The organism is Sulfurimonas sp. HSL-1716 (assembly GCF_039645975.1).
Taxonomy (GTDB): domain Bacteria; phylum Campylobacterota; class Campylobacteria; order Campylobacterales; family Sulfurimonadaceae; genus Hydrocurvibacter; species Hydrocurvibacter sulfurireducens.
Map to the genome: position 1 here is coordinate 1,432,436 of NZ_CP147918.1, position 22,395 is coordinate 1,454,830.

Consider the following 22,395-nt stretch of genomic DNA (forward strand, 5'->3'; position numbering starts at 1 on the left):
CAGCAAAGCTGACAGAGTCTTTTTAGTGATCTTTACTAAAATCTCTTTAATATCTATTTGTATAAACTTTTCTTATAAAGGATTTATCATGATAGTTGAAATCGTTTTTGCAGCAGGCTGTTTTTGGGGCGTTGAAAAGTATTATGAGCATGTAGAAGGGGTCATAGACGTTAAGTCAGGCTATGTCGGAGGAAATTATCCCAGCCCCACTTACGACGATCTGCTGAAATACAGAAACTCCAAGGATCCAAAGATCATAAACTATACAGAAGCCGTCAAAGTAAAATTTGACAATTCCAAGGTAACAGCAAAAGAGCTGATAAAAGATTTTTGGGAGCTTCACGATCCCACTCAGCTCAACCGTCAGGGAAACGACATCGGAACAAACTATAGAAGCGCCATATACTATACCAACGAGAACCAGCACAAGATAGCGCTTGAGACCGAAAATGAATATCAAAAGCTCTTAAATCAAAACGGTTACGGAAAGATAGTGACCGAGATTAAACCGCTTAAAAAGTTCTACGCAGCAGAAGAGTACCATCAAGACTACCTTCAAAAGCATCCAAACGGATACTGTCCAAACCATAGTACGGGCGTGAAGTTTAAAAGCGGTTACGTCGCCAAAGATGCGATAGCTCCCCTTGGAGGAAAAGAGATCATAGTCGTGGTCGCAGAGGGGTACTGTCCCTATTGCGAAAAGTTCAAGCAGGATGTCAGCTCATCCTATCACGGTTCCATCCCGCTGAGAAACGCAACAGCAAGAGAACTCTCCCGATTCAACATAAAGACAAAGCTGTATGCGACGCCGACGATACTCTTCATCCAAGACGGAAAAGAGGTATCGTCGCATCTGGGCTACATGGACAAAAAGCAGTTCTATAAAGCTCTGGGTGATTTTAAGCTGGGAAAAAACTCCGAAAGCTACAAAGTGGCTTTTAGTCAAGGAACCGACAACCGTTTTTGCAAGCAGTACGACATCTTTAAAAATACACCTGATGGCGTCTTTATAGACAAACTCTCGGGTGACGTTCTCTTTGACACAAGAGACAGGTTCAACTCGAAAACGGGATGGCTGAGTTTTTACAAAGCCGTCGACGGTGCTACGATAGAAAAAGATGATAACAGATTCGGCGTGCATGCAGTCGAGGTCATAGCAAAAAAAAGCGGCATCCATCTGGGGCATGTCTTTCCCTATGCAAATAACAAAAGAAGGTTCTGTATCAACGCAACGGTATTGGAGTTCGTTCCCAGAGATAAGCTGAAAAAATAATCGTATGGACATAAAGGTATATTTATCAAATAAAAGTTATACTTTTTTATAAAAACTAAAGAACGGGCATCAATGAAATATCGCACTAAACTTTTGTTACTTCTTTTAACGGGATTTATGATCCCTCCGTTCGCTTGGGTGCTGATCGTCTACTTTTCAAACATATTCAGTCTTGACGAGATAATTACCATCCTCTTATCCATACAGATGATCGCTTACGTGCTCATCGTGACTTCGGCCGTCGTTTTTTTCTTTAATGCGAAGCTCAAGATCGTCGAAGATGCGGTAGAGACGAAAAAAATCACCGAGAAAACACACAAGACCCTGGCCGCTCTTCCCGTATGGTTTATGATTGCACAGTTTCTTTACAGCAGCCTCGGTCCCCTCATAGTGATCGTAAACTTCGATTTTGTCACCACTCAAAAGTTCATCCTAGCACAGCTCTTTACTCTTCCTCTTATCCTTTTGTTCATTATTCCCGTTTTTATCATATCCGTCATAGATCTGGAAAAGTGGACCAAAGATATTGAGCTCTCCGATAGATACCAATTCTTATCGTTTGGCAAGAAGATGATCCTCTCCATTTTCAGCACGATCTTTGGAAACATCATCCTGCTCATCCTCTTTAGCGTTACTCTGGCTATTACGAACAGCCGCGTAGAGATGAATGAGATCATCATAAAAAATATCACCGTCGGTTTTATCGGTCTTATCATTTCCGCACTTAACATCTATCTTGTAATAAAACAGACCACCTCTTCGGTCAAAAATATTTCAAACGCCGTTTCAACAGAATACGACAACCTGACAAAATCCATACATGTCTCAAACAGGGACGAGACAGGGATCATGGCAAGAAGTATCAACCTGTTCGTATCTGAACTCCGTCATACGGTCGATGAAGCGAAAAACGTCTCAAGCGTGAATCAAGACGACGCACAAAACATGAATATTATCGTCGCGAAGATAAAAGAACATGTCGATGAAGAGTTCAAGATCGCTACAAAAACGACCGCGCAGGCTCACTCTATCCAAGAGATCATAGAGCTGACATCCAAGAACTTCGAACAGACCAAAGAGAATATGCAGGAGACGAACGATCAGCTCTTGCAGGCAAAAAACGATATCTACACCCTTACCGAGAGCGTGAACCACAGTGTGGAACTTGAAGGCGAACTCAACGTAAAACTGAGCCAGCTCTCTTCTCAGATGGAACAGATAAAAGATGTATTGGTCTTTATCGGCGATATTGCCGACCAGACGAATCTGCTTGCTTTAAATGCTGCCATAGAAGCTGCGCGCGCGGGTGAGCACGGACGCGGTTTTGCCGTTGTCGCCGATGAAGTGAGAAAACTCGCAGAACGCACGCAAAAAAGCCTCTCGGAGATAAACGCAACCATAACCGTCATATCTCAATCGGTGATGGAAGTCACTCAGCAGATGCAGGACAACGCTAAAAACATACAGCATCTTTCCGAGATATCAAAAAATGTCGAAAGCAACATCAACAACAGCGTAGATGCTATCGACAAGACAACCGCATTGACCGAAAAAAGCGTAGAGGGTTCACATATGATACTCTCGCATAACAGCGATATGCTGCATCAGATCGATACACTAAACGATATATCAAAGGAAAACGACATAGGAATGAAAGAACTCTCAAACATAGCGGACAATCTTTACAGATCCGCAAAAGACCTCCACACCAAACTAAACAGATTTAAGACATGATGAAAATAAAAAGAGAACCCATGGGGTCATATCAGACAAACTGCTATATCGTAACGGTAGAAGGGAAAGATTTTATCATCGATCCGGGTGTCGGCGCGACTCCATGGGTCATGCAAAACGTCACAAATCCCGTAGCCATCCTCAATACGCATGGGCATTTCGACCATGTATGGAGCAATCAGGAGCTTAAAGAAAAACTCCATATCCCGCTTTACACTCCAAAAGACGATGTCTTCTTGCTTCAAAACAGCAGCTGGATGCCCGGCCTTCCGCCTTCATTTCCCGACGTTGAAGTAGAGGGTGATGCAGAGTTTGATTTTGAAGGCGTAAAGGTCAAGTTCCGCCATTTTCCCGGGCATTGTCCGGGATGTTCTACCATTGAGATCGGAGATGTTATGTTTAGCGGAGATTTTATATTCGAACGCTCGATAGGCAGAACGGATTTTCCCTATTCCGATCCCGAAGCGATGAAAGAGAGTCTGAAAAAATTCTCGAAATTGGATTACGATAAAACGGTTTTCCCCGGGCACGGCGATTCTACGACGATTGCCGCTGAACAGCAAAACGCGCCTTACTGGATAAATATGCTCTAAGCTTCTCCCGCACTGTCGAGAAGTTTAAGTTTTAATACATGTCTTTCGGTGATGACGGTTTTAAACACTCCCGTAAAGACTTTTATATCCAATACGAAAGCTTCCACTTCCACGTTTCTTTTGCGCCCCTCTTTATGACGTACTTTTGCCGTAACTTTTACGATGTCTCCTAGTTTTACGGGTGAAAGGAACTGGCATTCGCTCGCAACCAAGACGACGTTTCTTTCGTTTACTGCGGCCATCGCTGCATAATCTGCGGCACCGAAGACAAATCCGCCGTGGATCAGTCCCATTTCGTCTGCAAGCATCTCATGCGTAGTTTTCAGCTCGGTTTCGGCATACCCGAACTCCAGTTTATGGATCTCGCCGCACAGCTCTTGATGTATGCTGTCATGAGTTTTTAGATATACGGTATTTTCGTTACTATACTCTTCTATCCCCAGTTCTTCGTCCTGCTCTTCATTTTCTTCGTTTTCGTTTTCAATTTCGTTTTTATTTTTCTTAGCCATTTCTTTCCTTAATAAGTTTTACATATACTCTTTTTGGAGCGGGATATCCCTCTATGGTTTTACTACTATCGTCAGGATCTAAAAAATCTTCAAGGCTCTGCCCTTCGATCCAGTCGGTTTTTCTCTGTTCATCCGTCGACGTCTTGGATGTTTCTAAGACTTCAAAACCGGAAAAACCGGCGCGAAGGCACCAGTTTTTAAGTGCGGGTATCGTAGGCACGAAATAGATGTTGGGTATTTTAGAATAACTTCCTTTTGGTGTCAAAGCCATCTCTTCATCGCCCTCTATATAAAACGTGTCCAGCAGAACCTCGCCCTCGGTATCAAGCCCTTTATAGAGATCTTTTAACATCATCACGGGATCACTTCTATGATAAAGCACACCCAGACAAAATATAAAGTCGAACTTCTCTTCATAAAATGGCAGGTGCTCGACGCCTAAAAGTTCATAAACGATATTCGTCTTTGCAAAATGGTTTATAAAATCAAACTGCGTCTTGTATAAAGCCGAAGGATCGAAGCCTATCAGCTTTTTAGGGGAATCCTCCTGCATGCGAAAAAGATAGTATCCGTTGTTGCACCCTATGTCGGCTACCCGCTTATCTTTGAGATCAAAATAGGGACGGATAAGATTGTACTTGATATTGCTTTTCCATTCGGTATCTATAAACAGACCAAAAAGATCAAACGGTCCCTTTCTCCACGGCATCATGGCTCTGGCATTCTCTTCTATGAGCTTCAAATCTATCGGCTCACTGCACGAAAGCGTCACCGTGTCGCCGAGCTCCATCCTGACATCGACATCGGGCAGATTGTCTATGATATCTCTGAGCGGAGCTATGTTCTTCCACGTCATCCACTTTTGTCTGTCTTTTCTAATCTCATCTAAATTCATTTCGCTATTGTAACAACTATTTGTTATAATCTCAACAAAAAACAGGATATTTATGCGTATTGAACAAAAAGCCACCGTTGCGTCCATGTCGGTGGCGGCGATCTTGGTAAGTCTGAAGATGATTATAGGCGTCATGAGCGGCTCGGTCGCGGTACTGGCCTCGGCGATTGATTCTCTTTTAGACCTTACAGTATCGGCGTTTAACTTTTTTGCACTCGGCCACGCACAAAAAGAACCTGATGACAAATTCAACTTCGGAAGAGGAAAGCTTGAACCGCTTGCGGCCGTAGTCGAGGGCACCATCATCTCGATGTCGGCAATTTTTGTCCTCTACCAGGCGATCATGAAGATCGCAAACGACACTCCTACGCAGCATCTGCAGGAATCGATCGTGGTGATGGTGCTCTCCATCGTCATAACCGGTGCTTTGGTCCTGTTTTTAAATTATATCGCAAAAAAAACGAAAAATATGGTCATCCGTGCAGACGCCCTTCACTATAAGACGGACCTCTTTTCAAACGGTGCCGTCCTTTTGGCTCTTGGTCTCATCTCTATGACCGGAGTGGAACTCATCGATCCTGTTTTGGGTATCGGTATCGCGGTATATATGTTTTATTCGGCTTTTCCGATCGTTAAAGAGGGAGTACTTATGCTTTTGGATGTCGCTTTGGAAGAGGAGGACGTAAACAAGATAAAAGATCTGCTTGAAAGTGAAAAAGAGATAACGACCTACCATTTTTTAAGCACCAGACAAGCGGGTTCACATATCTATATCTCCGTTCACTTGGTTTTCAACGTCACCGTGACCCTTTATGACGCCCATGTGGTCGGGGACAAGATCGAGATGAAACTCAAAAAGCTTTTTCCGGAGTATAAGGTCCATACTCTCGTACATCTCGATCCATATGATGACTCGGAAATGAACGAAACGGAAGATGAATACTAAAGAAAGAACACGACGCATCAAACAGATCGATCCGATCAAATCCCATAAATAAAAAAGACTCAAATGATACAGCTTATAAACATCTCGAAAAGTTTTGCTTCGCAAGAACTTTTTTCCGACTTGAACTTTAAACTAAATTCCGGCAACAAGGTCGGGCTGGTCGGCAAAAACGGCAGCGGAAAATCTACTCTTTTTAAGATTATCCTCGGCGAAGAAACGCCTGATGGCGGCGAAATCGTCATACCAAAAGGCTACAAGATAGGTGCGCTCAAGCAGCATCTTGAGTTCAGCGAGCCTAGCATCAAAGATGAAGTCGCCCTAGCCCTTGGCGAAGATGACAAGTTCAGTATCTACAAGGTCGAAAAGATCCTTTTCGGGCTCGGATTTTCTCATGAAGATCTGGACAAAAGCCCCCTCTCCTTTTCGGGAGGATATCAGATACGTCTTAATCTGGCGAAGCTTTTGGTAGCCGAGCCCAATCTGCTTCTTTTGGATGAACCTACCAACTATCTCGACATCGTCTCGCTCCGCTGGCTGAAAAACTTTTTAAAAACTTTTGAGGGAGAGGTCATTCTCATCACGCATGACAGAGATTTTATGGACGGTGTGACAACCCATACGATGGGAATCATCCGCAGATCGTTAAACATCATCGCCGGAGATACTCATAAGTTTTACGCCCAGTTAAAAGCAGATGAAGAGCTGCACGAAAAGCAGAAAATCAACCAGGATAAAAAAGTAAAAGAGCTCGAAGAGTTCATAGCTAAAAACAAGGTGCGCGCCTCCACCGCTGCCCTTGCTCAGTCAAAAGTAAAACAGCTGGAAAAAATGGATCTCTTAGATGATCTCGGATATGATCCTACCCTCAAGTTCGACTTCAACTTCAAAGACACGCCGGCAAAGATCCTGCTGGAAGTAAAAGATCTGAGTTTTGGATACAGTCCGCAGAACATCCTCTTTAAGAACATCTCTTTTGCTCTGGCAAAAGGAGAATGCCTGGGCATCATCGGGAAAAACGGCAAAGGAAAATCCACGCTTTTAAATACCATCGCAGGTGAGTTAAAGCCGCTTATCGGAGAGGTTCGTTTTCACACGACGGCCCAACATGCTCATTTCGGACAAACAAATATTGCCCGTCTGCATCCAAACAATACCGTTATGGACGAGATCTATCTGGGAAATCCGAAGCTCTCGGAATCAACGGTGCGAAGCATCTGCGGCGCAATGATGTTTAGCGGCGAAAGTGCCAAAAAAAAGATATCGCTCCTCTCGGGCGGGGAGAAAAGCCGCGTCATGCTCGGACAGATACTCGCACGCGATGTGAACCTGCTCTTATTGGACGAACCTACCAACCACTTGGATATGGATTCCATAGAAGCCCTCACTCTCGCCATACAAAACTTCAAAGGCTCCGTTGTCATCGTCACTCACTCTCAGGAGATGCTTCGCCGCGTATGCGACAGACTCATCATCTTCGGCAAAAACGGTGCGGAGTATTTTGACGGCGGTTATGACCTGTTTTTGGAAAAAATAGGCTGGGAAGAGGAAGATGCGGAGGAAAAACCAAAACCTGCACCCAAAACGAACAGAGCGGAAAATAAAAAACTCAGAGCCGCACTCATCCAAGAGAGAAGCAAACTCACTTCGCCGCTGAAAAAAGAGGTTGAAAACGCAGAGAAGTCCATTATAAAGACAGAAGAGGAACTCAAAGTGCATCATACCGAACTCATAAAAGCTTCAAACGCTTCGGATAACTCCAAGATAATGGAACTCTCACAGCTCATCTCAAAACTCGAAAATGCCGTAGAGGAAAAATTTGAGCTGATGGAAGAGACACAGAACAGGCTTGACGAGCTGTTAGAGAGTTATGAAAGAAGATTAAACGATTTAGAAGGATAACCATGCAGACAGAACTTTATTTTTTACGCTCGTCCGAGCAGAAGATAGCATCGGATATGCTTTATTTTGCCTACCGTCTGGACGAACTTGGAAAAACATTTCAAGATTTTCCTGAGCTGGGAAAGTTCACAGAGCACTACGGACTCACTAGCAGAGATCTCGGCATATATCTCTTAAAAGGACACAAGATCGCCGGGGCAGCGTGGATACGCCTGCTAGATACCCTGCCCGTCTTGACCATCGCCGTAAAACCGGAGTTTCGAGGAGAGGGTTTGGGTTCCATGATGCTTGAACAGCTCCTTTTGGAAGCGGCGGCAAAGTTTGAACAGATATTTGTGGATGTACTCAAAGAATCTCCTGCCGTAAAATTCTATGAACGTTTTGGATTTACGCCGCTGGAAGGTTCGGATACAAAAAGCCTCGTTGACGGCAGAGAGATATTTACGATGATAAAAAAACTGGAATATAAGGAGATAGTGCGTCCAAGCGACGGTTATGACGCTTCCAAATGGATGGATTGAGAGACTCCCGCATGTAAGGCTTTGCCTTACATATGATTTTACTTTGCGTAAACGGTAGCTCTTGTCTCGCGTATCACGTTTACTTTTATCTCTCCGGGATACTGGACCTTTTCCTCTATCTCTTTTGCTATCTCTTTTGCCAGAAGCACGGATTCATCATCGTTTATCAGTGTCGCATTCACGATGACTCTTAGTTCACGACCCGCATTTATGGCATAGCTCTGTTTGACGCCGTTATGTTTTGAAGCTATCTCTTCGACCAGACTTACCCGCTTCAAAAAACTTTCGAGTACTTCGCGTCTTGCGCCCGGACGGGCAGCTGAGAGCGCGTCCGCAGCACAGACAGCGCCGCACTCCACACTTTTGATCTCTTCATGCCCGTGGTGAGCATAGATGGCGTTTATCACCACTTCGCTCTCGTTGTATCTCGTGCACACCTCTACTCCGAGGTCGACGTGATTGCCGTCGACATCATGCGTCAGAGATTTGCCGATATCATGAAGCAGACCCGCCCTTTTTGCCAACAGCGGGTCACCACCCATCTCTGCAGCCATGATGCCCGCCAAGTGCGCCACTTCAAGCGTATGCGCAAGTGCATTTTGTCCGTAGCTGGCACGGTACCTGAGTCTTCCTATAAGCTTCATCAGCTCGGGGTGCATAGGAGGAAGACCCATCTTCGCAACAACATCTTCACCCTCTTGCAGTATCTTGTCTTCGAACTCGTCACACACTTTTTGGTAGATATCCTCTATGCGTGCGGGCTGGATGCGGCCATCCTCCACAAGAAGTTCTATCGTCCGTGTGGCGATGGCGCGTCTGTAAAGATTAAAACTGCTCACAACAATGGTATTTGGCGTATCGTCAATGATGATATCGACGCCCAGAACCATCTCCAGCGCTTTAATGTTTCTGCCCTCTCTGCCTATGATGCGCCCTTTTAGTTCGTCGCTTTCAAGGTAGATATTGTTCACGAGCCTTTCGCTTGCAAAATCTCCTGCATAGCGGGTCGTGGCCTGCGCCAGAATGAAGTTGGCTTTTCTCTGCCCTTCCGTTTTTGCTTCGTTTTCATATTTGCGGACAATATGTGAAATATCCGCACGCGAGCTCTCTTCAACTTTTTGAAGAAGCAACGTTTTAGCCTCTTTTTTTGTCATTCCCGAGGCACCCTCTAAAACTTTTATGACATCGTCGATACGCGATTCATAATCATGTTTTATTATTTCTAGAGATTTCTCATTTCTTTTTAATTTCAATCTTTCACTGGATAATGCCAAATTTTCATTTTTTAACTTCTGCGTTTCGCTCTCTTTATATTTGCCGAACTCACGCTCTTTTCTTTGAAGTTCGTCATCACGCTCCTGCATATCGCGTTTCACGCGGTCTTTGACGCTTTCGTACTCTTTTTTGGCCTCCAACTCGATCTCTTGAGATTTTAAATTCGCTTTATGTAAAAGTAGTTCGGCCTCGCTCTCGATGGCTTTGGCTTTTGATCTTGCCTGTTCTACATATATCTCAAAATTGGCACTTGAAACTTTTTTAGAAATGAAAAAACCTGCTACCCCGCTTACGATGGCTATTAAAGCCCCTAACAGTACGATAGTCAGCATTTACTTTCCTTCGATGCAACAATCTTATTCTCGGCGTTATCAACATATCGCACGATATATCATGGGTATCACAAATATCTTTTTCCGTATAACAGATCTGTGATTGTAAAAAAATTTTATATGGATCATTTTTGAGTTTTTCAAAGAAACGATCATACATTCCTTTTCCAAATCCAATACGTCGCGATTTTTTGTCAACTCCAACCGCAGGAATAATAGCTACATCAATTTTTCTTATATTTTTAAAACTGTTTCCCGCTTCATATATATTAAACTTTTTTCGTGACAGCGGTAATCTAAATGGTACCATTTTAAAACTGATTTCTTGCATAAACGGAAGAAAAATATTATTATTTTTTCTGATTCTAGCGATCGTTTTTCTTATATCGACCTCCAGTCCGAGCGGCCAGTAACAAAGTATATTTTGGCCCTTTACCTCTTTAAATAGCGTTATCAGCTGCCTGTTTATCAAATTATCGCGATAAATTTTGTTGAATTTTGAGGATCTGCAGAATTTTTCCAAACAATTTTTGCGAAAGTTCTCTTTTGTCATGTCCATTTTCAATCTTTTGATATAATTTCGTATATTTTATCCAATAAAAGGTTTTATATGCTAAAAAAATCACTCATACTCTCAGCTTTAGCCGTTACTCTGCTTTTCCAAGCCTGCAGTGACAAGAAAAATGATGAAAATTCTATGATAGCCTCAAACAAATTTATGGTAAAGGATTTAAGCAACCAAGAACACACCGTTGTCAAAGAGGGAAATAATTTTACTTTTGACAATGTCAAAGGCAAGGTCGTACTGTTCGATATATTTGCCACATGGTGTCCGCCGTGCCGCGCCGAAGCATCACATCTGTCGTCGCTGCAGCATAAATATAAAGACGATCTGATAGTTGCGGGCATATCCATACAAAAAGATCTGGCAGCATCGGAGGTCGTCAAGTTCAAAAACGATAACGGCGCCGATTATATGATGCTTACCTCCGAAGACAACCGCAAACTTGCTTTCTCGATCGCTTCTACGCTGGAGGGACTAAGTGCGGACTTTCCTATCCCGTTGATGGTGATGTACAAAGACGGAAAACTGATAAAGTACTATGTCGGCGCAACACCTGAAGAGTTTATTGAGAGCGACATCAAAAAAGCATTAGGAAAATAATGTTCGGATTTATAAAGCAGGGGCTTAAAAAGACCGTCGATGCCATAAAAACGGTCGTTCCGAAAAAAAAGCTCACCTTAACAAAAAATGAATTGGAAGATATACTTCTTGAAGCCGATGTCGAATACGCTTTGGTAGAGATCATTCTAAACGAGATCTATCAAGAAAAAGTAACACGTCAGATACTCGAAGCCAAGCTGCTGGCGACTTTTGCATACTCAAGCTATGCACAGCCGAAATACGACGCGCCTTTTGTCGACTTGATTATAGGCGTCAACGGTGCGGGTAAAACCACAACCATCGCCAAGCTGGCATCTATGTACAAAAACGAAGGAAAACGCGTTATGCTCGGAGCTGCGGACACGTTTAGAGCAGCAGCGATCGAGCAGCTTACCCGATGGGCGGACAAACTCGATATCCCGATCGTGTTCTCTCGTCAGGGGCATGATCCCTCTGCCGTCGCTTACGATACCATCGAATCGGCAAAAGCCAAAAATTTGGACAATGTCATCATAGATACTGCGGGTCGTCTGCACACCCAGACAAACCTCGCAAACGAGCTTAAAAAGATAAACCGTATCTGCGAAAAAGCACATGCGGGAGCCCCGCACAGAACGATACTCATCATAGACGGTACGCAGGGCAACTCGGCCATCGCTCAGGCAAAAGCCTTTAACGAGATGATCGGCATAGACGGCATCATCATAACGAAGCTTGACGGGACGGCAAAAGGCGGTTCCGTCTTTAGCATTGCTTATGCATTGCAGCTTCCGATACTCTACGTCGGTGTCGGCGAGCAGCCTGAACATCTTATCAAATTCGACAAATACGAATTTGTAAACAGTCTGCTTGATGAAATCTTCGCAGCAGAGGAAGAAAATTAAAATATGACAATATGTCATATTTTAAACTGCAACACGAACTTTCTCCTACAATATAATAAATTTCTCCCTTACTCATAAGGCTAGGCTAAAGGTTCATATTTATGGCAAAGAAAAAAGTTCTTTACGAATGTCAACACTGCGGACTGACGACTCCAAAATGGATGGGAAAATGTACAAATTGCGGTGCGTGGGACTCTTTTGTCGAACTCGATGAAAAAGAGCAGGAGATCGTAAAATCCCTCTCTTCTTCGAGCAATGCAAAGACAAAAGCCGTATCTATGCCCGATATCACGGAAGTAGATATCCCGAGATTTTCATCGCTAGATTATGAGCTCGATACCGTTCTTGGAGGAGGCGTCGTTCCCGGTTCGCTTACGCTCATCGGAGGAAGCCCGGGAGTGGGAAAATCGACTCTGCTTTTAAAGATCGGTTCAAATATAGCTTCGACCGGCAAAAACGTCCTGTACGTCACAGGAGAGGAATCCGAGAGCCAGGTAAAACTTCGCGCCAACAGGCTGGGATCGAATGAAAAGAACCTTTACCTTTTAAGCGAAATAAGGCTGGAACAGGTCTTAGTAGAGCTTCATCACAAAGAGTACGAGTTCATCATCATCGACTCCATCCAGACACTCTACTCCGAAGCGATTACGTCTGCACCCGGCTCCGTCACGCAGGTCAGACAGATAACGTTCGAGCTGATGCGCCTTGCAAAAGAGAAAAACATCGCTATCTTCATTATCGGACATATAACCAAAGAGGGCTCTATCGCAGGACCGAGAGTTTTGGAGCATATGGTGGATACAGTATTATATTTTGAGGGCGATTCATCACAGGAACTGCGGATACTCAGAGGATTTAAAAACCGATTCGGACCGACCAGCGAGATAGGCGTATTTGAGATGAGAAACGAAGGCTTATTGAGCGCAAAAGATATCTCCTCGAGATTTTTCAACCGCGCCACCTCCCAGCCGGGTTCGGCGTTAACGGTCGTTATGGAGGGTTCCCGTCCGATAATCCTCGAAGTCCAGGCATTGGTATCCGAATCGCACACATCCAATCCCAAACGTCAGGCTACTGGCTTTGACAACAACAGGCTCAATATGCTTCTTGCACTTTTAGAAAGAAAGCTTGAGATCCCGCTGAACGGCTACGACGTATTCATCAACATCACCGGCGGTATCAAGATAACCGAAACCGCGGCGGATCTGGCCATACTCGCGGCAATCATCAGCAGTTTTCGAGACAGAGCGATATCCAAAGAGACGGTTTTCATCGGAGAGGTTTCGCTTGTAGGCGACGTGAGGGAAGTTTTTCAACTCGACTCAAGACTCAAAGAGGCAAAAATGCAAAATATCTCAAAAGCGCTGATAGCAAAAAAGACATTGGAAAAATCTACCATAAAGACCTACATAGTGGACGAAGTCACAAAACTTCTGGAATGGTTTTGATTTGTTTAAAAACTTTTTGTATAATGTTTTAATTATCACTCAAGGAACATAAAAAATATGATAACAGCAGAACATAAAAGTGAAGAGCGCTACGCAAAACTTTCAATAGTTTTTGATACGAAAGAGGAAGAAGAGAAGGTTTGTTCGGTCGTAGACGACATCGTAAGCAAAAACTCGATCAAACCGGGAATATATACCTGCGAACTTCCAAACAACAAAAAAGTATTGGTCGTTGAGTATCATGACGATTACGACCGCTCATCCGAATCAATTTTTAATAACATGATGAAAAATCTGGGAATATCACACTGCTAATATTTAAAGGATATTATTTTGGATTTAAAAAAATTTGCTGAAGGAAATGAGCTTTTTCAAAAAGCTTATTTCAAAAAGAACGAACAGGCTCTTTTAGAACTTGCTCAAAACGGTCAAAATCCGAAAGCTCTTTTTATCGGCTGTTCCGATTCCAGAGTCATACCGGATTTAATGATACAGTCAAATCCCGGCGATCTTTTTGTCATAAGAAACGTAGGAAATTTTGTTCCTCCTTATAAACCAGACGAAGATTATCATGCAACCGCATCGGGGATAGAATACGCTGTAAGCGTTCTTAACGTGAGCGAGATCATCATATGCGGTCACTCCCATTGCGGTGCGATCAATCATCTGTTTCAAAACATCGAGGACCCTTCGCTCACGCATACGAAAAAATGGCTTGATCTCGGTGAAAAAGCAAAATCTATGGCTCTTTTAAGTCTAGGCAGAAATGCCGACCGCGAAGAGCTGCTGCGCGTGACGGAAAGACTCTCCGTAATAACACAGATCGAAAATCTTTTGACGTATCCGACGGTCAAAAAGAGAGTAGCCGAAGAGAATCTGCATATTTACGGCTGGTATTACGACATACAAACAGGCGGAATACATTACTATGATCCCGATACCTACGAGTTCGAACCTCTAAACTCATTGGTAAAAAAAACCGATATGGTATAATTATCGAAAAATACAAACTCACAACATCTAAGGACGGATAATGGCGGAAGAGAAAAAAACAGAAGAAACCGAAGCAGGGGCTGAAACCAAAAAATCAAATTCATTAATGCTGATTGTTATCATCATAGTTTTGGTGGTCGTTATTTTAATTGGTGCTATCATCGCCGTACTTATGATGGGAGGAGACAGCAGCTCGTCAAAGCAGGTGCAAAAGAACGTACAGCAGTCTGCAAGTTCTCAGCCGATGAAAAGGTCTCATGCCGAGCTTGACAACTCCAGAACATTGAACAAAATCGGTATCTTGTATCCGTTGGACACTTTTACGGTGAATCTCTTAAGCGAGAACGGAAGCCGTTACCTCAAAGCTCAAATATCACTGGAGTTGAGCGGACAGGAACTCGCTGCGGAACTCGACTCTAAAAAAGCGGTCATCAGAGACAGGATACTGCGCCTTCTCTCTTCAAAATCACTTGAAGAGGTCTCTACTCTAAAAGGTAAAGACAAACTGAGCGAACAGATGATGGACGTTTTAAACCCGATGCTTACCGACGGCAGCATAAACGGAATATATTTTACCGAATTCGTCATTCAATAGTTTAAGATATAGAAGCTCATAAATTTGGGCTTCAATTCTACCGTTTCTCTCAAAATATACCATTTCATTTAAAACTACTTTCAGTTTCAAACATTAAATTTGCTATATTTCAGCTAAAAGCTTTTCACTATTACGCATATATGTTACATTAAAGAATGCACTGCATACAAGCATTAAGTTTTGAAAGGAGATGTTTTGCATGATGAAGAGTTAAATGACATAGATTGGAAAGAGTTAAACTGGTGGAACGAATTAAAGAACAACATTAATTCGATCGATAAATTAAAAAAATATATGAATTTTCGTGGAGACGAGGAGGAAAAACTGCGTGAAGTAGTTGCTAACCATCCTATGAATATTCCAAGATACTACTTAAGCCTCATCGATCAAGATAATCCCGACGACCCCATCAAAAAATTAGCGTTTCCCAACAAAGAGGAGCTGACCGTTTCGGGAAGTATGGGAGAAACCACGCAAGACCCCTACGGCGACGACAAACATAACAAGGGCAACGGAATTTTACATAAATACCCCTATTCTGCGCTTATAGTCGCAACAGACTACTGTTCAATGTACTGCAGACACTGTTTTAGAAAAGCGATAGTAGGTCTTCCAAACGACAAAACCGTCGAAAACTTTCAAAATGCACTAAAATACATAAAAGAGCATAAAGAGATTACCAACGTCATCATATCAGGCGGCGACCCAATGCTCATTGACACACCAAAACTGAAAAAGATGCTTAACGGTCTAAAAGAGATCAAACATGTAAACTATGTAAGAATAGGAACAAGAACACCTGTGGTGTATCCTCTGCGTTTTTTTGACGATGAATTGATGGATTATCTCAAAGAGTTTAACAAAGTCAAAACACTCTATATTCCTACTCATTTTAACCATATCAATGAGATAACAGAAATCTCTAAAGAAGCTGTTCTGCGTATTAGAGAAGCAGGTATTACAGTTAATAATCAAGCAGTCTTTTTAAAAGGCGTGAACGACAGTGCGGAGGATATAGAGGAGTTGATGAACGGTCTGACCAGTATCGGTGTCAACCCCTATTATTTGTACCAATGTATGCCTGTCAGCCGCGTAAGAAACCATTTTCAGGTTCCTTTATCCGAAGGGATCAATATAGTCGATGAAGCGAAGACAAGACTTGACGGATATGCGAAGAGATTTAAATTTATCATGGGGCACGATATAGGCAAGATAGAGATCATAGGTAAAGTAGACGACAAACTGATCTTAAAGCATATCCATTCCCGCCCCGAAAAACCCAAGGACGCAAGCAAGATAAGAGTTATGGAACTCACAAAAAATGCCGGCTGGCTAGATGATATGAAAGAGGTCACGATTTAAATCATAGATACAGAGTAAACTGTGCTTTTAAAATTTTTCACTCTTTTTTAGAGCCTTTATCTCTTACAATAGCACAGTTCGCATTTTATTTATCATCGCAAAGATCACTCATCTGCAAACTCTTTTTCCACTTTTTTCACTTCCACTACAGGCGGACTCGGAAGCTGCGGGTATATTCTTTGAACAGCGTTGCTTACCCATTGCGGATATATCCTAAAGTTCAGTTTTACCGTCACTTTCAGCGGATATTGCAGCTTCGTTCCCACCTCATACGTCTCAATGCGTCTTTCTTTTGCAGGGATCGTCGTATCGCTTAAAAGCTTCGCGGCTTTCCAAAACATCAGACCGACTGGTTTGTCGTTTTTGTCGCCGAATACTTTCATAAAGACCCTCGAGCCTTTTTCTATGCTGCCGTCTTTTGTCAGTTTTCCGCTTGAAAACACAGTCTTGTTGTTTTTGTCCTGTACGGTAACGTCTAACCAAAGCTCTCTAAAGTCGGCTACTCCCGTAGGCAGATTGTGTCCGGCTCCCACATTTTTGACACCCACGAGTATTTTGCCGTCTTTGATATCTACGTCAAGTTTTGCCGATGTCCTTAACAGCTGTAAGGTCTGCTCTTCATGCGCTTTGTTTTTCAGTCCCACAAGAAAATGGTTCGAACCTGCGAAATAATGGACCTTTATATCGCTTTTTATCTCGCCTCCGTCGGTAGAAGCACCTCGCAGAGGTGAGAACTTGCCGTCTTTTAGGTTTGTCATGTGGCAATCGATACAGGTTTTGTTTTTTGTTTTGTCCTTCGGATCGTTATACGGCGATTTTTTCCATTGCTCATAGGTGGAGACTATCTTAAACCCGGTTACGGGATGAAACTCGTCATGGCATGAAGCACAGAACTTGCTTTGTTTGTATACGTCGTTGGAATAGCTGCTTTTGTGTACGCCAGGTTTTGAGTTAATGAATTTCTGTCCCACCCATCGGCCGATATCCGATCTGCTCTCTTCTAGCATATATTTTTTTCGGTCTGTCAGATCCAGCGTATACGAAGCGTTTCCTGTACTGTTTACATCTTCGATCCTATGGCATGCTATACACGACACTCCCTCTTCAAGCCTAAAGTTATCCTGATCGGCGAAATCCTCTTTTGAGGCTTGTGCGTTCTTTTCAAATATATCGTTGCTGAGAAAATTACCCTGCATCCCGTGCGTCGTTTTCTCATGTTCGGTTGTAAGCGCGCTGGGGTTATGGCATCCCATACACCATTTTCTAAATCCCTGTCCCTGATCTTCTCCCGCAAGTGTCTCCATGACCATATAGTAAGGGTTGGAACCCGCTATATGCTTGTGATTGGAATCTGCCCACTCGTTAAAGATCTCGCTGTGGCACGACTTGCATTTTACGGAGTTGGTCCAGTCTTCGCTGTGGTATCTTTGGACATGATCGCCGAGCTTTATCTTGGAAAGTTTCTCCTCGGCGTATGACGATGCCGGATATGCAACGCTTATGAGCAGTATGAGGAGAGATATCTGCACTTTTAGATCTTTTACATGTTTGCGCATATGATAAAACAGCATTCCAAGCAGAACAAAAGAGCCGTAGAGATGAACATAAAAGGATGCGCTGCCTAAAATATCTCCGCCACGGTTACCGACTAAAAACAGATATGTCCCGCTGATGAGGATAAGCAAAAGAGCTCCTCCAAGCAGTGCCCCGTCCCTGTAATCCACTTTCTCGATAACGGCATAATAATAAACGTGTCTTTTTATCAGCGGTATAAGAAAAAAGATCGTTACAAAGATGGAACCGAGGATGTGTACGGCTTGAGTCAGCGTAAAAAATTCCCATTTTATATGGAGCTGGTCCAATTGCAAAATTCCCGTTATAAACATTAAAATTATAGATATCTTAACAATATATATTTTCATATGTTCCTCTTTTCAATCTTTTTTCTTTTTGGTGTAATCGACTATATCCCCGTTAAGCGTTTTTAGAAACGCCACTATCTCGTCTATCTGTACACTGGTCAAAGGAAGTCCGACTTGATGCTTTGCCATGGTCGCGACGGCTTCTCTGAGTTTTGGCACCGCTCCGTTATGAAAATAGGGAGAGGTTTTTGCCACATTTCTTAAAACAGGGACCCTGAAAAGGTGGTTGTTGTCTTTGCCCAGAAACCCGCCGTTGTTCTTAAATGGAAACTCGTCATCACTGTATTCTATGTGCGCGATCGTCTCGATATTAGGCCTGAAATAGGAGATAAGAGCGAACTTTCTCAACGGGAATCTCTGGATACTCTGCCCACCTATGCTCATCCCCGAGTGACAGCCCTTGCATCCGAAATTGATAAAATCGGCCAGTCCTCTTTTTGCTTCGGGGCTTATGGCAGTGTTGTCGCCGTCTAAAAACCTGTCGTAACTGCCTCTTGTTATAAGGGTCTTCACATACGCCGCTATGGCTTTTGTCGCATCTTTGAAGTTGGCATCTTCGTTAAAGACCCTTTTAAACTCTTCTCTGTAGAGGTTGTTTTCATTTAGCCTTACCTCCGCCTCGCTTGTTGATAGGTCCATCTTATAATTTAGATGTATAGAGTTGGCGGCTTCATCCTCTATGCTTTTAACTTCGGCGCTCCATGTGTAGAATTTTGCCAACGCGGAGTTGAGAATGGTCTGGGTATTTAGCAGATGAGGATGCTTGCGTCCGCCCTCTCCCACAGAGAACGTAAACCTGTCCGTACCGCTTTGATCCTGCAGATGGCAGGCGGCACAATTCGTGGTCTTGTCATTTTTGGACGTAAGCGTCTTTAAAAGAGCGCCTTTGTTGGCTTCGTCTTTGTCAAAGGAGTGGCAGGTAGCACAGCTTATATCCCTGTTTTTAGAGAGGTTCGCGTCAAAGAACAGCTGTTTGCCCAGAGCTATTTTTTCAGGTGTCAAAGGATTACTCGGAGTGTCCATGAGCTTTTTGAGTTCTTCAAAAGAGCTCGGCGTCGGTTTCAAACCTTTTGACAAAGCAAGTTTGCGCAGTTCGTTGTCGGTGTAATGAGGCCACTCACGTGTCGGCCAGATAAAAGGCAGTGATAATGCGATCAAGACAAGAACAGGAGGCGTAATAAGTATAATAAATAAATATTTCTTCATTTTTACTCCATAAACGGATATTTAACGTTTTATCTCTCATTTTAACCGTATTTGATCCATTTCTTATTGAGTTTAGTCAAGAAGATAAGCTGATTTTATAGATAACTGCACTTGCGGGATCGATCTCGTTAAGACGGATAAAATGAAAAAATAATAATTTTGGCTAATTGTATAAAAGTTTTTACAGCTGTTACTTACTTATACACCAAAAGTTTCCTTTATGTGTCGCTCGAATTTTTCATTGCTCAACTCCTGTCTAAGAGGAACGAACGTTTCTGCTTCAGCGCCTACAGGCATAGAGATATCGGCGTTTTCGTTTTCAATGATATATTTAACCGCATCGGCTATGGGCTGAGAATTCGGGCCTTCATTGATAGCTTTTGCGACAATAGGAACAAAGTGGTCTACCAAAGTTTTATAAGGTGAAGTCTCACTTACTGTTCGCGCATTGGCTACAAGTCCTTTTTTGACAAAGTTTGTACCAAATAATCCCGATTGAATCGAATGGACACGGATATTAAACGGCAAGCTCTCAAAACGTAAAGAGTCTACGATGCCTTCGACTGCATATTTGCTGGCATTATAATGTGCTAAAAGCGGAAGCCCCATTTTGCCTAGAAACGAACTGATATTAATGATAACGCCGTTTTTTTTCTCTCTCATATACGGAAGCACTTCTCTTGTCATTTTAAGAAGTCCGAAAACGTTGACATTGAACTGGTCAAACATCTCTTCGTCAGTACCCTCTTCAACTGTTGCCAGCAGACCGTATCCGGCATTATTTACCAATACGTCTATCTTTCCTTCTTGCTCTATGACGTACCTTACCGCATTTTTAATACTCTTGGTATTTGTAACATCGAGATAGATATTTTTAAGATTATGTTTATCGGATACAGTATCGAAAGTTCTGCTGCCTGCATAAACCATATAATTATTTTGCGCTAGAAACGCTGCTGTGAGTTTCCCCATACCTGAACTCGCCCCCGTGATCAGTACTACTTTTGCCATAATATTTCTCCTCAAATATTTTTGTAGCATAAGTATATTGGATTGTATTTTCCGAAACAACCCTTTTTTAGCACGAAAAGAATTTTGTTTTAGCACGAAAAGAATTTTGTTTTTTTAGTAGATCTTTAGGATAAACACCAAAATTCTTAAAAAAAAGTTTTGAAAAATGTCCTTGGTGTTTATATCCTACTTTATGTGCGATCTCTCCGATAGAGTATATCTGCTCCATAAGCAGAAGATTGGCCATCTCCAGCCTTTGTTTTTGGATGTAGTTATAAATGGTAGTCTGATAAACTTTTTTAAAAACCATTTTAAGCTTCGACTCATTTGTCGCACATTTATGTGCCAGTTCCGATATGGTAGGCGGATTTGCAAGATCATGCAAAAGATGTGTTTTTGCTCTTTTTGCTATTGTTAGTTCATCCTCGCCGATAGAGGTATCAAATATATCAAGCTGTAAAAATCTATGTATCATAAGCTCCATGACATTGTGTTCACAACGGATACTGTTCATATTTTGATGCCGGGCCGTGATCTTATTGATGAGATATAAACTAAGCGCGTCTATGGTTTTTTTGTCCAAAGATATCAAAGAGATATCGTTTTGCAGTTTTTGATAGAGAAAATCTATCGGTTCTTTTTGTGTTGACAAAAGATAGCGCTTCAAGAAAAAATCTGCAATAAAAAGAATAAAGGCATCACCCTCGGCTTTAATAGTCAAGTCTTGTCTCGTCGTACAAAAGATCTCGCTTGTGTTTGCATGGGAGATAAACTCTTTTTGAGACAGATGATCCGATATAGAGAATTTTCCCTCTTGAACTATGACCAAAATAATCATCCGATCGATATTTTGTATATTCAATTGAGTGAAAGCATGAATATCCAAAAAAACGATACCGTTTGAGATATCGACTCTGTTGAAAGATTTTTCTTTAGTTATTTTGTAGCTTCGGTCGGTGATGTTGAAGAAAAAACTTTCCATTATAGATTGTAATACCTTTGTACATGTCTTTCAAAATCTTCATCGCTCAGCTCTTTTCGCATAGGAATAAATTTTTTGGCTTTGTCGCCTATCGTCGCACGGGCAGAAAAGTTGTCATTAGTGATGATCTCCAATATCATTTTGGCAACTTCATCAGCATTGTTGCCGAAATTGATCTGATCTACGATGGTAGGAGCCAGATTGTCGACAAGCGCTGCATAAGGCGAATTTTTATCAAAGGTTTTAGCATTTACGGCCAAGTTGTCTTTTGCAAAATCGGTATCGAAAAATCCGGGCAGGATAGAATGTACTCTGATGCCGAAATCTTTTAATTCATATCTCAAAGAGTCGGTTATGCCCTCCACGGCATATTTGCTTGCATTGTAAAATGTAAAAAGAGGAAGCCCGATCTTGCCCAAAAACGAACTGATATTTATTATGATGCCGTCCTGCTGATTTCTCATTTTTGGTATCACTGCTTTACAAACTCTAAGGATACCAAAAACATTGATATCGAACTGATCGAACATCTGCTTTTCCTGCACGTCTTCAACGGTTGAAACGAGACCGTATCCTGCATTGTTGATAAGAATATCGATTTGATCTATTTTAGAAACAGCATCGGCGATGGACTGCATATCTGTTAGATCAAGTTTGACGGGATGAATATTTTCACTGATCAAGTCACTGATCTTTTCGGGTGTTCTTGTTCCGGCATATACGGTAAAACCGTTTTTTGCTAAAAAAAGCGCACTTGCTTTTCCCATTCCGGAACTACAACCGGTAATAAGAACTACTTTTCGGGGAGCTTGCATGTATCGATCTTTTAAGTCTATATTTTTTATCAAAT

The 22,395-nt window shown here is 42.4% G+C and carries 22 protein-coding genes; 13 read left to right on the top strand and 9 right to left on the bottom strand.

The features are described from left to right. The first annotated feature begins 88 nt into the window (after positions 1-88). The 3 genes from msrA (at position 89) to WCY03_RS07240 (ending at position 3,600) form a co-directional block, all read left to right on the top strand. A complete protein-coding gene (gene msrA, locus WCY03_RS07230; RefSeq protein WP_345991589.1) occupies positions 89-1,273 on the top strand; it encodes a peptide-methionine (S)-S-oxide reductase MsrA in 1,185 nt (394 codons plus the stop codon). 72 nt (positions 1,274-1,345) lie between these two features. Beyond that, the gene (locus tag WCY03_RS07235) at positions 1,346-3,007 is read left to right on the top strand and encodes a methyl-accepting chemotaxis protein (protein WP_345991590.1); all 1,662 of its coding nucleotides are present in this window, start codon (positions 1,346-1,348) and stop codon (positions 3,005-3,007) included. Next, entirely contained in the window at positions 3,007-3,600 is a 594-nt protein-coding gene (locus WCY03_RS07240; protein ID WP_345994069.1) for an MBL fold metallo-hydrolase, read from the top strand. The genes WCY03_RS07235 and WCY03_RS07240 overlap by 1 nt, the downstream gene beginning before the upstream one ends. Here WCY03_RS07240 and WCY03_RS07245 read toward each other — a convergent pair. Beyond that, the gene (locus WCY03_RS07245; protein WP_345991591.1) at positions 3,597-4,109 is read right to left on the bottom strand and encodes a hotdog domain-containing protein; all 513 of its coding nucleotides are present in this window, start codon (positions 4,107-4,109) and stop codon (positions 3,597-3,599) included. The two genes, WCY03_RS07240 and WCY03_RS07245, sit on opposite strands and share 4 nt — an antisense overlap. After that, entirely contained in the window at positions 4,102-5,139 is a 1,038-nt protein-coding gene (cmoB, locus tag WCY03_RS07250) for a tRNA 5-methoxyuridine(34)/uridine 5-oxyacetic acid(34) synthase CmoB (RefSeq protein ID WP_345991593.1), read from the bottom strand. The genes WCY03_RS07245 and cmoB overlap by 8 nt, the downstream gene beginning before the upstream one ends. On the opposite strand from cmoB, the gene WCY03_RS07255 reads away from it, so the two are divergent. From WCY03_RS07255 to WCY03_RS07265, 3 genes are all read left to right on the top strand, one after another. Beyond that, a complete protein-coding gene (locus WCY03_RS07255) occupies positions 5,057-5,950 on the top strand; it encodes a cation diffusion facilitator family transporter (protein ID WP_345991595.1) in 894 nt (297 codons plus the stop codon). The two genes, cmoB and WCY03_RS07255, sit on opposite strands and share 83 nt — an antisense overlap. A gap of 63 nt (positions 5,951-6,013) precedes the next feature. Next, positions 6,014-7,849: an ABC-F family ATP-binding cassette domain-containing protein gene (locus WCY03_RS07260; protein WP_345991597.1), complete on the top strand. Its 1,836-nt coding sequence runs from the start codon at positions 6,014-6,016 to the stop codon at positions 7,847-7,849. 2 nt (positions 7,850-7,851) lie between these two features. Next, positions 7,852-8,370 carry a GNAT family N-acetyltransferase gene (locus WCY03_RS07265; protein ID WP_345991599.1) on the top strand — a complete coding sequence of 173 codons (519 nt, stop codon included), beginning with the start codon at positions 7,852-7,854 and terminating at the stop codon, positions 8,368-8,370. A 38-nt stretch (positions 8,371-8,408) separates the two neighbouring features. On the opposite strand, the gene rny is transcribed toward WCY03_RS07265, so the two are convergent. After that, positions 8,409-9,977 (bottom strand): ribonuclease Y, encoded by a 1,569-nt coding sequence (rny, locus tag WCY03_RS07270; protein ID WP_345991601.1) that lies wholly within the window; start codon positions 9,975-9,977, stop codon positions 8,409-8,411. Then, positions 9,907-10,536: a 5-formyltetrahydrofolate cyclo-ligase gene (locus tag WCY03_RS07275; RefSeq protein WP_345991603.1), complete on the bottom strand. Its 630-nt coding sequence runs from the start codon at positions 10,534-10,536 to the stop codon at positions 9,907-9,909. Before WCY03_RS07275 ends, rny begins: the two co-directional genes overlap by 71 nt. Before the next feature lie 51 nt (positions 10,537-10,587). On the opposite strand from WCY03_RS07275, the gene WCY03_RS07280 reads away from it, so the two are divergent. The 7 genes from WCY03_RS07280 (at position 10,588) to WCY03_RS07310 (ending at position 16,424) form a co-directional block, all read left to right on the top strand. After that, positions 10,588-11,142 carry a TlpA family protein disulfide reductase gene (locus WCY03_RS07280; protein WP_345991605.1) on the top strand — a complete coding sequence of 185 codons (555 nt, stop codon included), beginning with the start codon at positions 10,588-10,590 and terminating at the stop codon, positions 11,140-11,142. Continuing rightward, positions 11,142-12,026, top strand: a complete 885-nt coding sequence (gene ftsY, locus WCY03_RS07285) for a signal recognition particle-docking protein FtsY (protein ID WP_345991607.1) — start codon at positions 11,142-11,144, stop codon at positions 12,024-12,026. The genes WCY03_RS07280 and ftsY overlap by 1 nt, the downstream gene beginning before the upstream one ends. Before the next feature lie 101 nt (positions 12,027-12,127). Further along, positions 12,128-13,474, top strand: coding sequence for a DNA repair protein RadA (gene radA / locus WCY03_RS07290; protein ID WP_345991609.1), 1,347 nt, complete (start codon positions 12,128-12,130; stop codon positions 13,472-13,474). A gap of 57 nt (positions 13,475-13,531) precedes the next feature. Then, positions 13,532-13,789, top strand: a complete 258-nt coding sequence (locus tag WCY03_RS07295) for a hypothetical protein (protein ID WP_345991611.1) — start codon at positions 13,532-13,534, stop codon at positions 13,787-13,789. Positions 13,790-13,807: 18 nt separating this feature from the next. Then, entirely contained in the window at positions 13,808-14,467 is a 660-nt protein-coding gene (locus WCY03_RS07300; protein WP_345991613.1) for a carbonic anhydrase, read from the top strand. A gap of 40 nt (positions 14,468-14,507) precedes the next feature. After that, entirely contained in the window at positions 14,508-15,062 is a 555-nt protein-coding gene (gene fliL / locus WCY03_RS07305; RefSeq protein ID WP_345991615.1) for a flagellar basal body-associated protein FliL, read from the top strand. A 195-nt stretch (positions 15,063-15,257) separates the two neighbouring features. After that, positions 15,258-16,424, top strand: coding sequence for a KamA family radical SAM protein (locus WCY03_RS07310; protein ID WP_345991616.1), 1,167 nt, complete (start codon positions 15,258-15,260; stop codon positions 16,422-16,424). 104 nt (positions 16,425-16,528) lie between these two features. Here the strand turns inward: WCY03_RS07310 and WCY03_RS07315 are convergent, their stop codons facing one another. From WCY03_RS07315 to WCY03_RS07335, 5 genes are all read right to left on the bottom strand, one after another. Next, the gene (locus WCY03_RS07315) at positions 16,529-18,346 is read right to left on the bottom strand and encodes a multiheme c-type cytochrome (RefSeq protein WP_345991618.1); all 1,818 of its coding nucleotides are present in this window, start codon (positions 18,344-18,346) and stop codon (positions 16,529-16,531) included. A gap of 12 nt (positions 18,347-18,358) precedes the next feature. After that, positions 18,359-19,552 carry a cytochrome c peroxidase gene (locus WCY03_RS07320; protein ID WP_345991620.1) on the bottom strand — a complete coding sequence of 398 codons (1,194 nt, stop codon included), beginning with the start codon at positions 19,550-19,552 and terminating at the stop codon, positions 18,359-18,361. Between the two features lie 198 nt (positions 19,553-19,750). Further along, complete coding sequence (locus tag WCY03_RS07325; RefSeq protein ID WP_345991622.1) at positions 19,751-20,563, bottom strand: SDR family oxidoreductase; 813 nt, start codon at positions 20,561-20,563, stop codon at positions 19,751-19,753. Between the two features lie 67 nt (positions 20,564-20,630). Next, positions 20,631-21,545: an AraC family transcriptional regulator gene (locus WCY03_RS07330; RefSeq protein WP_345991624.1), complete on the bottom strand. Its 915-nt coding sequence runs from the start codon at positions 21,543-21,545 to the stop codon at positions 20,631-20,633. Next, entirely contained in the window at positions 21,545-22,360 is an 816-nt protein-coding gene (locus WCY03_RS07335; protein ID WP_345991627.1) for an SDR family oxidoreductase, read from the bottom strand. The genes WCY03_RS07330 and WCY03_RS07335 overlap by 1 nt, the downstream gene beginning before the upstream one ends. Positions 22,361-22,395: the final 35 nt, after the last annotated feature.

Excerpts from the sequence above, each read along its gene's own strand:
- WCY03_RS07280 (WP_345991605.1), top strand. The coding sequence starts at position 10,588 with ATGCTAAAAAAATCACTCATACTCTCAGCTTTAGCCGTTACTCTGCTT.
- WCY03_RS07330 (WP_345991624.1), bottom strand. The coding sequence starts at position 21,545 with ATGGAAAGTTTTTTCTTCAACATCACCGACCGAAGCTACAAAATAACT.
- WCY03_RS07255 (WP_345991595.1), top strand. The coding sequence starts at position 5,057 with ATGCGTATTGAACAAAAAGCCACCGTTGCGTCCATGTCGGTGGCGGCG.
- WCY03_RS07295 (WP_345991611.1), top strand. The coding sequence starts at position 13,532 with ATGATAACAGCAGAACATAAAAGTGAAGAGCGCTACGCAAAACTTTCA.
- radA (WP_345991609.1), top strand. The coding sequence starts at position 12,128 with ATGGCAAAGAAAAAAGTTCTTTACGAATGTCAACACTGCGGACTGACG.
- msrA (WP_345991589.1), top strand. The coding sequence starts at position 89 with ATGATAGTTGAAATCGTTTTTGCAGCAGGCTGTTTTTGGGGCGTTGAA.
- WCY03_RS07320 (WP_345991620.1), bottom strand. The coding sequence starts at position 19,552 with ATGAAGAAATATTTATTTATTATACTTATTACGCCTCCTGTTCTTGTC.
- fliL (WP_345991615.1), top strand. The coding sequence starts at position 14,508 with ATGGCGGAAGAGAAAAAAACAGAAGAAACCGAAGCAGGGGCTGAAACC.
- ftsY (WP_345991607.1), top strand. The coding sequence starts at position 11,142 with ATGTTCGGATTTATAAAGCAGGGGCTTAAAAAGACCGTCGATGCCATA.
- cmoB (WP_345991593.1), bottom strand. The coding sequence starts at position 5,139 with ATGACGCCTATAATCATCTTCAGACTTACCAAGATCGCCGCCACCGAC.
- WCY03_RS07235 (WP_345991590.1), top strand. The coding sequence starts at position 1,346 with ATGAAATATCGCACTAAACTTTTGTTACTTCTTTTAACGGGATTTATG.
- WCY03_RS07245 (WP_345991591.1), bottom strand. The coding sequence starts at position 4,109 with ATGGCTAAGAAAAATAAAAACGAAATTGAAAACGAAAACGAAGAAAAT.
- WCY03_RS07335 (WP_345991627.1), bottom strand. The coding sequence starts at position 22,360 with ATGCAAGCTCCCCGAAAAGTAGTTCTTATTACCGGTTGTAGTTCCGGA.
- WCY03_RS07325 (WP_345991622.1), bottom strand. The coding sequence starts at position 20,563 with ATGGCAAAAGTAGTACTGATCACGGGGGCGAGTTCAGGTATGGGGAAA.
- WCY03_RS07315 (WP_345991618.1), bottom strand. The coding sequence starts at position 18,346 with ATGAAAATATATATTGTTAAGATATCTATAATTTTAATGTTTATAACG.
- rny (WP_345991601.1), bottom strand. The coding sequence starts at position 9,977 with ATGCTGACTATCGTACTGTTAGGGGCTTTAATAGCCATCGTAAGCGGG.
- WCY03_RS07265 (WP_345991599.1), top strand. The coding sequence starts at position 7,852 with ATGCAGACAGAACTTTATTTTTTACGCTCGTCCGAGCAGAAGATAGCA.
- WCY03_RS07275 (WP_345991603.1), bottom strand. The coding sequence starts at position 10,536 with ATGGACATGACAAAAGAGAACTTTCGCAAAAATTGTTTGGAAAAATTC.
- WCY03_RS07240 (WP_345994069.1), top strand. The coding sequence starts at position 3,007 with ATGAAAATAAAAAGAGAACCCATGGGGTCATATCAGACAAACTGCTAT.
- WCY03_RS07260 (WP_345991597.1), top strand. The coding sequence starts at position 6,014 with ATGATACAGCTTATAAACATCTCGAAAAGTTTTGCTTCGCAAGAACTT.